At 61.4% G+C, this 12,311-nt stretch carries 12 protein-coding genes and 1 pseudogene; 10 read left to right on the plus strand and 3 right to left on the minus strand.

Going from position 1 to position 12,311, the window contains the following annotated elements; genetic code table 11:
- The 8 genes and pseudogenes from LCU97_RS21255 to LCU97_RS21290 all read left to right on the plus strand — a co-directional run.
- The gene (locus LCU97_RS21255) at nucleotides 1-1,068 is read left to right on the plus strand and encodes a protein-glutamate methylesterase/protein-glutamine glutaminase (protein ID WP_053157558.1); all 1,068 of its coding nucleotides are present in this window, start codon (nucleotides 1-3) and stop codon (nucleotides 1,066-1,068) included.
- Between the two features lie 442 nt (nucleotides 1,069-1,510).
- A complete protein-coding gene (locus tag LCU97_RS21260) occupies nucleotides 1,511-3,250 on the plus strand; it encodes an ABC transporter permease (RefSeq protein ID WP_232777684.1) in 1,740 nt (579 codons plus the stop codon).
- Between the two features lie 13 nt (nucleotides 3,251-3,263).
- Nucleotides 3,264-4,571 (plus strand): ABC transporter ATP-binding protein, encoded by a 1,308-nt coding sequence (locus tag LCU97_RS21265; RefSeq protein ID WP_232777685.1) that lies wholly within the window; start codon nucleotides 3,264-3,266, stop codon nucleotides 4,569-4,571.
- Between the two features lie 53 nt (nucleotides 4,572-4,624).
- A complete protein-coding gene (locus LCU97_RS21270) occupies nucleotides 4,625-5,701 on the plus strand; it encodes a sensor histidine kinase (protein ID WP_232777686.1) in 1,077 nt (358 codons plus the stop codon).
- The gene (locus LCU97_RS21275; protein WP_053157571.1) at nucleotides 5,688-6,314 is read left to right on the plus strand and encodes a response regulator transcription factor; all 627 of its coding nucleotides are present in this window, start codon (nucleotides 5,688-5,690) and stop codon (nucleotides 6,312-6,314) included. The genes LCU97_RS21270 and LCU97_RS21275 overlap by 14 nt, the downstream gene beginning before the upstream one ends.
- Before the next feature lie 68 nt (nucleotides 6,315-6,382).
- Complete coding sequence (locus LCU97_RS21280) at nucleotides 6,383-8,149, plus strand: S8/S53 family peptidase (protein ID WP_232777687.1); 1,767 nt, start codon at nucleotides 6,383-6,385, stop codon at nucleotides 8,147-8,149.
- 111 nt (nucleotides 8,150-8,260) lie between these two features.
- A complete protein-coding gene (locus LCU97_RS21285; RefSeq protein WP_053157575.1) occupies nucleotides 8,261-9,007 on the plus strand; it encodes a substrate-binding periplasmic protein in 747 nt (248 codons plus the stop codon).
- Nucleotides 9,008-9,071: 64 nt separating this feature from the next.
- Nucleotides 9,072-9,314 (plus strand): annotated as a pseudogene (locus LCU97_RS21290) (hypothetical protein); the annotation flags it as partial.
- A gap of 118 nt (nucleotides 9,315-9,432) precedes the next feature.
- On the opposite strand, the gene LCU97_RS21295 reads toward LCU97_RS21290, so the two are convergent.
- A complete protein-coding gene (locus tag LCU97_RS21295) occupies nucleotides 9,433-9,921 on the minus strand; it encodes an RES family NAD+ phosphorylase (RefSeq protein WP_053157578.1) in 489 nt (162 codons plus the stop codon).
- Complete coding sequence (locus tag LCU97_RS21300) at nucleotides 9,918-10,421, minus strand: antitoxin Xre/MbcA/ParS toxin-binding domain-containing protein (RefSeq protein ID WP_232777748.1); 504 nt, start codon at nucleotides 10,419-10,421, stop codon at nucleotides 9,918-9,920. Before LCU97_RS21300 ends, LCU97_RS21295 begins: the two co-directional genes overlap by 4 nt.
- A 434-nt stretch (nucleotides 10,422-10,855) precedes the next feature.
- Between LCU97_RS21300 and LCU97_RS21305 the strand changes: the two genes are divergently transcribed.
- Nucleotides 10,856-11,293 carry an HIT family protein gene (locus tag LCU97_RS21305; RefSeq protein ID WP_172679673.1) on the plus strand — a complete coding sequence of 146 codons (438 nt, stop codon included), beginning with the start codon at nucleotides 10,856-10,858 and terminating at the stop codon, nucleotides 11,291-11,293.
- A 16-nt stretch (nucleotides 11,294-11,309) separates the two neighbouring features.
- Complete coding sequence (locus LCU97_RS21310; RefSeq protein WP_053157586.1) at nucleotides 11,310-11,684, plus strand: c-type cytochrome; 375 nt, start codon at nucleotides 11,310-11,312, stop codon at nucleotides 11,682-11,684.
- Between the two features lie 37 nt (nucleotides 11,685-11,721).
- On the opposite strand, the gene LCU97_RS21315 is transcribed toward LCU97_RS21310, so the two are convergent.
- The gene (locus tag LCU97_RS21315) at nucleotides 11,722-12,240 is read right to left on the minus strand and encodes a GNAT family N-acetyltransferase (RefSeq protein ID WP_232777689.1); all 519 of its coding nucleotides are present in this window, start codon (nucleotides 12,238-12,240) and stop codon (nucleotides 11,722-11,724) included.
- Nucleotides 12,241-12,311 lie beyond the last annotated feature (71 nt).

Here is a 12,311-nt window from a genome sequence, read left to right on the forward strand (position 1 = left end):
ATGTCAAAAAAGATCAATGTTTTACTGGTGGACGACTCCGCCGTGGTGCGCCAGGTGTTGCTGGCGATCCTCAGCGACACGCCGGATATCCACGTGATGGGCGCGGCTTCCGACCCTATTTTCGCCATGGACAAGCTGACCCGGGAGTGGCCGGACGTGATCGTGCTGGACGTGGAGATGCCCCGCATGGACGGCATCACCTTCCTGAAGAAAATCATGAGCGAGCGTCCAACGCCGGTAGTGATCTGTTCGTCACTGACCCCCAGGGGCGCGGAAACCACCTTGCAGGCCATGGCGGCCGGCGCGGTGGAAATCATCACCAAGCCCACTACCGGGCTGAAGAATTTTCTCCTGGAGTCGGCACCAGAACTGGTGGCGGCGATTCGCGCTGCGGCCCAGGTGAATGTCCGGAACCTGGGCAAGCGCCCGGCCCCGCTGGCACCGGCCATCAAACTCAGCGCCGACGCGATGCTGCCCGCCGCCAACGGCCATGCCATGGCGCAAACCACCGAGCGCATCGTCGCCCTGGGCACCTCCACCGGCGGCACCCAGGCCCTGGAAGCGGTGCTGACCGCCCTGCCGCGGGTCTCCCCGGGCATCGTCATCGTCCAGCACATGCCGGAAAAATTCACCGCCTCGTTCGCTGCCCGGCTCAACAGCCTGTGCCAGATCGAAGTGCGCGAAGCCCGCAACAACGATCGCATCCACCCCGGCCTGGCCCTGATCGCCCCCGGCGGCAAGCACATGATGGTGACCCGCAGCGGCGCGTTCTATCACGTACAAGTGGTGGACGGCCCGCTGGTCAACCGCCATCGCCCTTCCGTGGACGTGCTGTTCCGCTCGGTGGCCAAGTTCGCCGGTCGCAACGCCACCGGGGTCATCATGACCGGCATGGGTGACGACGGCGCCCGCGGCCTGAAGGAGATGCTCGACGCCGGCAGCGCCACCGTGGCCCAGGACGAAGCCAGCTGTGTGGTCTTCGGCATGCCCAAGGAAGCGATCAAGCTCAACGCCGCGCAACGGGTGATGGGGTTGCAGGAAATCGCGCAGGCGATCCTACACCGGTGAAATCGTCGCAAGAGCGCCGATCAGAAGCGTCAGCGCGAGAAAACCACCGAGAAAAATCGCCATCTTTGTCATGAGTCAGTCCTGATCGAGAATCTTGATCCTGTGGGAGCAAGGCTTGCCCGCGATGAACGATAACGCATACACCGCGTCGACCGCATCGCCAGCAAGCTGTGCTCCCACAGGGGTTGGGGTGATTTCATGTGCTCCCACAGGGGTTGGGGTGATTTCAGGTTTTTGTTCGCCATTAATCCGCCGCGTAGTTTGGCCAGGGGATCGGGCTCATTACAGACGCACCTGACGGCGAAAAAAGCGGATCAGCGATATACCAACGTATATTTTCATGTCCCTAGTCTTTCTGGCCCTGTTCGGAGGCAATGCTTAATCTTGCCGGGCATTCAACCCAGCCCGTCAACGTGCTCCACAACCCATAGCGAGGTGATCGATGCGCTCTCCACTCCCCGCGCCGGCATTGACCACTTTCAACCCTGGCCAACAGACTTCCTGGCGGGCCGATCTCGTCCTGCTGGGTCTGATCGTCGGTCTGGCGGCCTTCATCGGCTACGGCCTGGAGCAGATGAACCAGCCACTCGGGGTCCTGGATGCATCACCACTGTCGCTGGATCTGGCTCGCTTGCCGGAGTATGCCTTGCGCACCACGCTGCGCATGTTCATCGCGCTGTTCGCTTCCTTTGTCTTTTCCCTGGTCATTGCCACGTTGGCAGCGAAGAGTCGCAAGGCCGCCATGGTCATACTGCCGGCACTGGATATCCTTCAATCCGTACCGGTACTGGGCTTTCTGACCTTCACTGTCGTGTTCTTCATGGGGCTTTTCCCGGGCAAGGAATCGGGCGTTGAATGCGCGGCCATCTTCGCCATCTTCACCAGCCAGGTCTGGAACATGACGTTCAGCGTCTATCAATCGCTGAGAACCGTGCCCAACGACCTCTACGACGTCAGCCGACAATTCGGCTTTTCGCCCTGGCAACGTTTCATCCGGCTGGAACTGCCGTTCGCCACGCCGGGCCTGGTGTGGAACATGATGATGTCGATGTCCGGCGGCTGGTTCTTCGTGGTGGCATGCGAGGCGATCACCGTCGGCGACACGACCGTGAGCCTGCCGGGCATCGGTTCCTGGCTGGCACTGGCCATCGAACAGAAGAACGTCGCCGCGACCGTGTGGGCAGTGCTGGCCATGGTCGCCGTGATCATACTTTACGACCTGCTGTTCTTCCGGCCCGTGGTGGCCTGGGCGGACAAGTTCCGCTTCGAACAGACCGCCGCCCAGAAACGCCCACGGTCGAGAATCTACGACCTGTTGCGCTCGACCCGCCTGGTGCCGTTGATGTTGACCGCGCTGGGTGACATCAAGGCCGCGCTGTACCTGCACAGGCTGCCCAGGCTCCCCCAGCTTCGCTTCAAGGTCAGCGAGGGTTTCAGTCGTGTCGCCGACCGGGCCTGGATCGCCCTGGTGGCCCTGGCCTGCCTGGCTGGCCTGCTTCAATTGGCAGGTTTCATCGCCAGCACGTTGGGCCTGGAGGATGTCATCGGGGCCTTCAGCCTGGGACTTGTCACCCTGCTGCGGGTCGCGGTGCTCATCGTCCTCGCCAGCCTGGTCTGGGTGCCCATCGGCGTCTGGATCGGCCTGCATCCGCGCTGGGCCGAGCGTCTGCAGCCCGTTGCGCAGCTGCTGGCGGCCTTTCCGGCCAACGTGCTGTTTCCCTTTGCCGTGATCGCCATCGTCACCCTGAAACTCGATCCGGATATCTGGCTGTCGCCGCTGATGGTGCTGGGCACCCAGTGGTACATCCTGTTCAACGTGATCGCAGGCGCCAGCGCGCTGCCCAACGACTTGCGCGAAGCGGCGCGCAACTTTCGGATAGGCGGCTGGCAGTGGTGGCGCGTGGTCGCGCTGCCCGGGATCTTTCCGTATTACGTCACTGGCGCCCTCACCGCCGCCGGCGGTTCGTGGAACGCCAGCATCGTCGCCGAGGCCGTTTCCTGGGGCGACGAGCACCTTTACGCCTCAGGGCTGGGCGCCTTCATTGCCCAGGCCACGACCGCAGGAGACCTTCCGCGGGTGGCCCTGGGGGTGACGGTCATGTCGGTTTTCGTCGTGGGTTTCAACCGCCTGCTGTGGCGCCCGTTGTACGGTTTCGCCGAGCGTCGGCTTCGAATTGATTGAAGGAGGTGAGCCAATGCAAGCAGTCATGGACAAACGCTGCCTGGTGGATGTGCAACAGCTTCGGCATGTCTACGGCACCACCGGCGGTGCCGAGCGACTGGTGCTGGACGACGTCTGCATGCGCTTGAACGATGGCGAGATCGTCGGCTTGCTGGGACGTTCGGGCTCCGGCAAGTCGACCTTGCTGCGGTCCATCGCTGGCCTGATCGCGCCCACGGCCGGCGTGGTCGATTTCCCTGCCGATGACCGCGGGCTGGCCAGTTCGGTGCGCATGGTCTTCCAGAGCTTCGCCCTCTTCCCCTGGCTGACGGTGCTGCAAAACGTGGAGGTCGGCCTGGAGGCACTGGACGTGGCGGCGCCCGAGCGGCGCCGACGGGCCCTGGCCGCCATCGACATGATCGGCCTGGACGGTTTCGAAAGCGCCTTTCCCAAGGAACTGTCGGGCGGCATGCGCCAGCGCGTCGGCCTGGCCCGCGCGCTGGTGGTCGCTCCGGATGTGCTGCTGATGGACGAGCCGTTTTCCGCACTGGACGTGCTGACGGCCGAAACCCTGCGCACCGACCTGCTGGATCTGTGGTGCGAAGGCCGGATGCCGATCAAGTCGATCCTGATGGTCACCCACAACATCGAAGAAGCCGTGCTGATGTGCGACCGGATACTGATTTTCTCCTCCAATCCGGGACGGATCATGAAGGAAATCGTCGTCGACCTCAGCCAGCCGCGCAATCGCGCCGACCCGGCGTTCCAGGCGTTGGTGGAACATATCTATGTGCAGATGGCCGGCGGTGGCCGGGACGGTTCTGCCCATCCGAGTGCATTTGCAGGCACTGGCGTGGGCATGGTGTTGCCTTCGATTTCAACGAACGCCCTGGCCGGCCTGATCGAGGCGGTGCACGATCAGCCCTACGACGGTCAGGCGGACCTGCGCGAGCTGGCCGACACCTTGCGCTACAGCCCCAGCGATCTCTTCCCGGTGGCCGAGGTGCTGCAACTGATGCGCCTGGCCGACCTGCAGGATGGCCATATCGCGCTGCTGCCGGCCGGGCGACGCTATGCCCAATCGACGGTCGACGAGCGCAAGCAATTGTTCGCCCAGCAGCTGCTCAGGCACGTTCCCCTGGTGGGCCATGTGCGCAAGGTGCTGGATGACCGCCCGACCCGCACGGCACCCGCCAGGCGCTTCCGGGACCAACTGGAGGACTTCATGTCGGAGCACGACGCTGCGACTACCCTCGATTGCGTCACGCAATGGGGACGCTACGCGGAGCTGTTCGCCTACGACGAAGTGGCCGACCGGTTCAGCCTGGACAATCCTTCCTGAGCCAGGCGCACGGAGGCGATATACACTGCGTGCCTGGGCCGGCCATTTGTGCGATGCGAGATGAATATCCAGTGAGAAGCACTCAATTGACCCTTCGCCTGCTGCTGTTGCTGGGATTGTCCCTCGGCATCGCGGCCATCGATACCGTCACCGACCTTGAAATCGCGGTGGGCGTCTTCCAGATTGCCGTGGTGCTGATCGCCGTGCGCATCCTGCCGACGCGCGCCGTCGCCGGCCTGTCGGTCGCCTGCATGCTCCTGACGATCCTCAGTTATCGGCTCACCCGCTTCGGCGATACGGAGGCCGGGCTGGTCAACGTCCTGATCAGCCTCGCCGCCATCGCCGGTACCACTTACCTGGCGCTGCGCCTGTCCGCCGCCATCGGCACGGTGCACAAAACCCGCGCGCACCTGGCGCACATCGCCCGCGTCAACATGCTGGGAGAGCTGGCCGCGTCCATCGCCCACGAAGTGAACCAGCCACTGGCCGCGATGGCCACCAGCAGCAGCGCGTGCCTGCGCTGGATGGCCAACGACCCGCCCAACCTGCCCAAGGCCCGCCAGGCCGTGGAGCGCATCATCGCCGACACCCATCGGGCCAGCGAAATCATCACCCGCCTGCGGGGCATGGCCCGACACCAGGCCCCCAGCAAGCGGTGGCTGAACGTCGCCGACACGCTCCATGCCGCGCTGCGGCTGCTGGCCGGCGAACTGAACGAACAAAACATCAATTTGCAGGTGCATGTGCAGGAAGGCCTGCCGCCGATGCTGGCGGATGAAGTACAGATCCAGCAGGTCATCCTGAACCTGGCGATGAACGGGATCGACGCGATGCGGCAGGTCGATGTCGAGCAGCGCAGCCTGGAGGTCAATGTCGTACTGGAATCGGCTCAGCGCTTGCTCTTTTCCGTGTCCGACCAGGGCAAGGGCCTCTGCGGCAACGACCACGAACGGATATTCGACGCGTTCTACAGCACCAAGCAAGACGGCATGGGCATGGGCCTGGCCATCAGTCGCTCCATCATCGAGGCCCATGACGGTCGGCTCTGGGTCTCCAGCAATCCACAGGCGGGCGTCACTTTCCACTTCACCCTGCCGGCCGTAACCCGAGAATCCGATGACTGCCCATGACCCCAACGAATCGATGATCTACATCGTCGATGACGACAGTTCCGTGCGCGCCTCACTGCAGGACCTCCTGGCCTCCGTCGGCCTGCCGAGCATGGCTTTCGGCTCGGCGCGGGAATTCATGGACGCCACGCTTGCCGATACCCCGGCGTGCCTGATCCTCGACGTGCGGATGCCGGGCTTGAGCGGCCTGGATTTCCAGCAGGAAATGGCCCGCTTGAACATTCAGATTCCGGTAGTTTTCATCACCGCCCATGGCGACATCCCCATGTCAGTGAAAGCCATGAAAGGCGGGGCACTGGAGTTCCTGACCAAACCGTTCCGTGAACAGGATTTGCTGGACGCCATCGGCCTGGGCTTGAGTCGTGATCGGGAGCGACGTCAGGTCGCGGAAAAGATGGATGAGCTGAAACGTCGTCACCTTACCCTCACCGACGGAGAGCGGGAGGTGATGGATCTGGTGGTCTCTGGTCTGCTGAACAAGCAGGTGGCCGGGCGGCTGGGGTTGAGCGAAGTGACGGTGAAGGTGCGACGCGGCGCCTTGATGCGCAAGATGGGCGCCGATTCGTTGGCCACGTTGGTGAAGATGTCGGAAAGACTCAAGGACGCAAGCTGATGCGCCGCTGAACGAAGCGCACCCTGTGGCAGTCGGAACAACAAATCCCTGCCAGAGAACACTGGTTCATGTCCGTACGATCCGCTGCCCTCGCCGCTTTGCTCACCCTGGCCACCCACACACTGGCTGCCGCGCAAGAGCCGCTGCGCCTGGAAACCCTGAAGCGCTGCGGCGACCTGCTGCAAAGCCAACGACAGGACTGGTGCCTGACCGTGCGCGGCCTGGGCCAGGAAACCCCGCAATTGAAGCTGGGTGACAAGGCGATACCGGCGCAGGCCGTCCAGCGCGACGGGGCCAACCTTCGGTTGAGCCTGGACAGCGCCGATTACCAGAGCGGACCGCTCTGGCTGCAGGAGGGGTCGCGCACCAGCAATGCAGCCTGGCTGACCCTGCGCAACAGTCACGTCCTGGCCGCCACAGCGGACGAAGTGGCGAAGAACATGGACGGCCTGACCAGCTACGTCAATCTGGTCAGTGTGCTCATTGAGGAAGACCGCGAAGGCTTGCCGGAAGCCCAGCGTCTGGCCAGCAAGTACGGAGCGAAGGTGGTCGGCAGTATCGCGCCCCTGAACGTGTACCAGCTGCGCTTGCCCGCCAATGACCTCGTGCAGCGCGACGCATTGGTGCTGCGCCTGGGCAGCGAGACCAGCGTGGATGCCGTGGTGGTCGAAGAATCCGCCGCAGAAGAAACCGAGCAGGCCACCGCCCGCCCGGCAGAACCGAAGAAGCCCGCCCAGGACTCCGATGAATGGGCGGCGAACCGCTTTCTCGACGCGGTGAATTACTACCAGCGGCGCATCCCCGGCCAGCACGCGCCCATCCGACCGCAACCGGTGCGCATCGGTCTCATCGAGCGTGACGTGGACTTCGACACCGCGGATTTTGCCGATTACGTCGGGGCCTGCTCCGTGCCGCGCACGTGTGTCTATGCACGCGATGCGGATAAACCGGACAACCATGGCACCACCGTCGCCGGCATCCTCGCCGCGCGCTGGGACGACGGCGGCAACACTGGATTTCTCCGTGGCCTGGATAAAACCAGTGGTGGATTCGAGGTGATCGTCGAACGTAATTCCGATGCGGGGATCACGGCGAACATCGCTGCCTCGGTCAATCTCGTGGAAGACGGCGTTCGTGTGTTGAACTGGAGCTGGGGGATCCATCGCGTTGGTGCGAAGGACGTCAAAGGCGACGACGTGGATTCGCTGCTGCGCTCGGGGATCGCCATGGGGGGCTACGAGGAATTGCTGGAAGAATTCTTCCTGTGGCTACGCAAGGCCCATCCCGACGTAGTGGTGGTGAACTCCGCCGGCAACGGGTCTTCGTTCTCGGGCACGGACGAATACCGTCTGCCCTCCTCCTTCATCACCGAGCAACTGCTGGTCGTTGGCGGCCACCAGCGCAGCGAACGCACCGGAGTCGCCGTCGAAGACCCGACCTATGCGGTCAAGCGCGACTCCTCCAACATCGACATGCGTGTCGATATCACAGCCGCCGCCTGCGCCCACGCCTCGACGCCCCAGGCCGGCCAGGAAGGCGCGGTGCATTGTGGCACCTCCTATGCCACGCCCATGGTGGCGGGATTGGCGGCGGCGATGCTGTCCATCAATCCGCAACTGCAACCCGAACAGTTGCGCATGCTGCTGCGCCGCAGCGCCATGACCATTGGCGACAATCACGACTTCGAGGCCATGGACGGCGAGGATCTCACCGCGCCCATCCTGCCATCGGAGCGCCGTTATCAGCTCAACGACAAGGACGTGGGCCGCTCGGCGCGGCTGGACATGCAAAAGGCGCTGGATCTGGCGGCGCAGAGTCGCGATCGGGTGCGTTGAGTCTGGTGAGTTCGCGTCGTGACCAACCGCCGCAGGCCTCGTGCCGGGTCTATACTGATGTCACTTTTGCATTCAACCCTTGGACACCGGCCAGGCCATCAGGCAGGACACTTGAAACAATCCATATTCATTGTTGCGCTGCTCTGCCTACTGCTCGGCACGCCGGTCCGGGCGGAGTCGTATCTGGTCGTCACCGAAGAATGGGCGCCATACAACTACCTGGAAAACAATCGACTCACCGGCATGACCACGGAGATCGTCCAGGCCATCATGGCTTTGACCGGGGACGATTTTCCGATAGAGGTGCTTCCCAGCATGCGCAGTTCCCGGGTCTTGAAGACCCGGCCCAAGACCATTTTGTATTCCATGTTCCGCACAGCCGAGCGCGAACCGCTCTACAAGTGGGTCGGGCCGATCGTGGAAGAGTCCATTTACCCTTACCAGTTGGCCGATGCGCGACAACCGGTCAATTCGCTGGAGCAACTGATGCAGGTGCCCCAGATCACCACGCGAAATGCCGGTCTGATCCCCGATGTGCTGCAATCCCGTGGTTTCAAGAATCTGGATAAAAGCGCCACCGGGAGCCTGCAGCTTTATCGCATGCTCCTGGCCGGACGCACGGAGATCATCGTCGGTGATACTCCGGCGGGCATGGCTTACTACTGCCGCCAATTGAATATTGCGCCCGGCACGTTGCGCAAAGTACCCGTCGAACTCTATCGCTCATCGCTGTACATCGCCTTCAGCTCAGACTCGGAAGACCGCGTGATCGCCGCGTGGGCCCAAGCTCTGGAAAAACTGCGTCGCTCAGGCGAGCTGGAACGCATCCAGCGACGGTACGTCCAGCCGAAGCAATAGCCCACTTCATCCACACCATCGCGGGGACGCTGCAGGCCCATAGCAACCGGTCGCTGATCACGGCATCACCCTCGGCTTCAAGAGCAGCACCGACACCCAACTGCGCCTGATCAACCTTGGCCAGACCGGCGCCTTGCTCGCCATTGACCAGGCGGGCTACGCCAACCGGCTCACCGGATTCGAAAACCCGGATGAAGTCACCATCCCGCCGAAGACGGCCGTGCGGCAGAAGTTTGTGTTCGAGGGAATGAACGAGGCGATCAATTCGGTACAGGTTTGGGGGCGGGATTATTCGGTTAAGAAGTAAGGTTACTTGATTATGGTGTTCGGAAGCCGCGTCATCGGGTAGTCGCGGCAGGGCCGATGGACGTGGGTGGGAAAGGTGAGCTGACGCTGAGTCCGGAGTCCACTCCTCGGTCAAGCACTCATTTAACCAATCGCGTATCCAGGCCAAACCGCTCCTGTGAGACAAGCCTGAACTGATTCGTCGCCAAATCGCAGCTTACCAACAGATTCCAAGAATGCTGGGTCACCGCAGAAGGAATCAGTATGAAGGGGTACTCAGCCAGCAGCTTGTCCGCAAACTGCTGTTGATTGGGTGAAGGTCTAGCCGGAATAAGCCAGTTCGGGTTCGGCAGGTCTTCGACCTGGACCACTTTGACGAGTGCCGGATCCAGCACTTCAAAACATGTCAGCAGATAAGGCATCATGTCCAACGCGTCGAACCCCAGATGGGACGCCACTTCCAAAATGGCCGTAGATGGGTCAGCGGAGGCGTAGATGACCCGCCGTCCAGGCGGATTCCAACGTCCACCGGTTCGTTGTGCCCCAATACCGCTGTCCCACGTATCTTTGTAGATCTCGCGGTCCAGTCGCCAAGCATGCCATCGACCGTCCCAGGGCAACGGAATCATTGATAAACCCCATACTCGATCCGAGTCAGGTAATCCTCCGCTACTTGAAAGCCCAGCGAGTTGTCGATCAGCTCCAATGGCATGTATCCATCCAGGTACTTACAGGGTTTTTTCAGCCAGTCCTCAGCCAATTGCTGACTGCCAAAGACATTGATTGCATGCTCCAGAATCTGGGCATACTGAAAAGCAACCGTGCTCTGTTGCTGGTTCAGACGTATGGGCTTGGTCTCTTTCGCCAGACGCTGGACGGTTCGGACGGATCTTCCTGTAATCCGCTGAACCAAGTCATGCTCCATGTACAGAGGGGACGTAGACAGCATGTCCTTGACGTCACTTAAGTAAAAGCCCTCCTGCGCGTACCGGATAATCAGCAAGCGCTCATCGCTTTTTCGACCCTGCAACAGAACCTCCGTGGGCTTTCTGGCAAGACTCCTCGCCCCCGCACCTGTTTTCCCTTTGGATTTGGTGACTCGCTTGTCTGCTTGCTTCACTGCGGACATAAGGCTAACCTCATTGCGACATTTGACGTAATCATAGCGCCAAATGTCGTTATGGCGGCAAGTCGGTTCGTCGGCCTTGACGCATAGGGTTTCAGGCATCGATTTGTCCTCACGATATGAAACGAAGCTGAGCGTGCTGGATGCCACGCGGGGCACCAAGGCAGTGCCAGATCGTAAGTGCAATACGTCCGAAGCCCAACCTTAAAAAGTTGTCGGACACTTCCTCATTTTTCCCAAAGTGATCATTAGTCGTAGGACGCATTTCGTTGAGGGCTGGCTACGCCCGCTCGCCACAAGTTATCACCGGCCTCACCTGTAAGCGCACCGATTAAAAATGTTACAAAGTTAAAGAAATACACGACAGGGAGTCTGCTTTGAAATCAGCATCGCCGTTCATCGTCCATGAAACCAACCACTGGACAGTCAACCATCACATGGCGTCTTCCCTGCCCGGCTACGTCATGCTCGGCTCCAAGGCTCACGCTAACTCCTTGACCCAACTGCCCGCCCCAGCGCTGGCGGAACTGGGTGGCTTGATGGCGGATATCCAGAGCGTTCTTGAAGCGCAACTGGACCCCAAATGGCTTTACATCAGCCGATTCGGCCACGATCCCCGCTACCCTATCCACTTCCATTTCATTCCAGTGTACGAATGGGTCGAGGAGCTGTTCTGGAACGATGCCCGGTACAGGCTGCTTGAAACTTTTGGCACTCAGGAAAATGCCCAGACACTGACCGATGGCGCGGAGCTGACGTTATTCATCTGGCGTGAATTCGGTGAAAGCCCGACGCCGCCCGCTATCCAGGGGCCGTCGATTGACCATGTGATTGAACGATTGCGCCAGTCATTTGAAACGCGCGCTCGCCCCTGAACAAGGCCCACAACAAATGAAGATGCTGTACACCGCTTTGCTAGGGCTGTTGTCCATCGCTCCACCAACCCTGTCCTTCGCGGACAACGCCAATGGGAAGACTCTCTATCTTCAAAGATGCGCCGTTTGCCACGGGGCGGATATCAAGGGAACAGGGCCGTTGGCCAGGAAAAGCAATCCGCCAACCCCTGACCTCACGACACCCGCCTTCAGAAAACGACTGGCTGATTACCCGGGCGTGATCGTGTCCTCGATCATCCTTCGTCCCAATGGAGACCTGATTCCGAGGACCTTGCAAGAGAACGGGGTGAAGATCCCGCCGCACGCCTGGAGCGTCAGGGATTTTCGCGACCTGCATCAATACATGAGTGGCGTCATTTCAAAAAAATGACCTTGTGCCCCAAGCAAGCGCGGAGCCCACGACGTATTCAGGTGACAGACCAGACCATTGCACAGCGGCTGCCCGGAGCGTATCCGCGCTGGTATTCGCCACTCAATAGCGCCGCCAGTCGCGGCTCCAGGTGCTGGCTGGCTTGAACCTGGAAACCCATGCGGGCATAAAACGGGGCGTTCCACGGCACATCAAGGAATGTCGTAAGGGTAACCTGACGCAGCCCGTTGGAGCGGGCATGGGCCTGCGCCACCTCTATCAGACGCCGCCCTACGCCCCGGCCCTGCCAGGGCCGCGCGACGGATATCTCATGGATATGAAGAGCCTCGTCGTAGCGCTCGGCACTGAGAAACCCTTGCGGCGCGCTTTCGTCATCGAGGGCAACCCAGCACGTCGATAGCGCAATGAGCTGGCGATGTCGCTCGACAGACATCGGCGGCGACTGCGCCACCCAGCTCAGCTCATCAATGCTTCCGAACGCCAGGGCGGCGGACGCCTCGATGGCGGGCAGGTGTTGTGCATCGTCCGCAACGGCGACACGAACAGTCACAGGCATAGGTTCCCTCGGTTCTGTGAATGGACTGGCCCGATCAAGAGCCTGACAGGCCGCGCCCATTCGATGGCGCA

Source organism: Pseudomonas uvaldensis, assembly GCF_021271205.1.
Lineage (GTDB): Bacteria > Pseudomonadota > Gammaproteobacteria > Pseudomonadales > Pseudomonadaceae > Aquipseudomonas > Aquipseudomonas uvaldensis.

Excerpts from the sequence above, each read along its gene's own strand:
- LCU97_RS21255 (WP_053157558.1), top strand. The coding sequence starts at position 1 with ATGTCAAAAAAGATCAATGTTTTACTGGTGGACGACTCCGCCGTGGTG.
- LCU97_RS21260 (WP_232777684.1), top strand. The coding sequence starts at position 1,511 with ATGCGCTCTCCACTCCCCGCGCCGGCATTGACCACTTTCAACCCTGGC.
- LCU97_RS21265 (WP_232777685.1), top strand. The coding sequence starts at position 3,264 with ATGCAAGCAGTCATGGACAAACGCTGCCTGGTGGATGTGCAACAGCTT.
- LCU97_RS21270 (WP_232777686.1), top strand. The coding sequence starts at position 4,625 with ATGCGAGATGAATATCCAGTGAGAAGCACTCAATTGACCCTTCGCCTG.
- LCU97_RS21275 (WP_053157571.1), top strand. The coding sequence starts at position 5,688 with ATGACTGCCCATGACCCCAACGAATCGATGATCTACATCGTCGATGAC.
- LCU97_RS21280 (WP_232777687.1), top strand. The coding sequence starts at position 6,383 with ATGTCCGTACGATCCGCTGCCCTCGCCGCTTTGCTCACCCTGGCCACC.
- LCU97_RS21295 (WP_053157578.1), bottom strand. The coding sequence starts at position 9,921 with ATGATTCCGTTGCCCTGGGACGGTCGATGGCATGCTTGGCGACTGGAC.
- LCU97_RS21300 (WP_232777748.1), bottom strand. The coding sequence starts at position 10,421 with ATGTCCGCAGTGAAGCAAGCAGACAAGCGAGTCACCAAATCCAAAGGG.
- LCU97_RS21305 (WP_172679673.1), top strand. The coding sequence starts at position 10,856 with ATGGCGTCTTCCCTGCCCGGCTACGTCATGCTCGGCTCCAAGGCTCAC.
- LCU97_RS21310 (WP_053157586.1), top strand. The coding sequence starts at position 11,310 with ATGAAGATGCTGTACACCGCTTTGCTAGGGCTGTTGTCCATCGCTCCA.
- LCU97_RS21315 (WP_232777689.1), bottom strand. The coding sequence starts at position 12,240 with ATGCCTGTGACTGTTCGTGTCGCCGTTGCGGACGATGCACAACACCTG.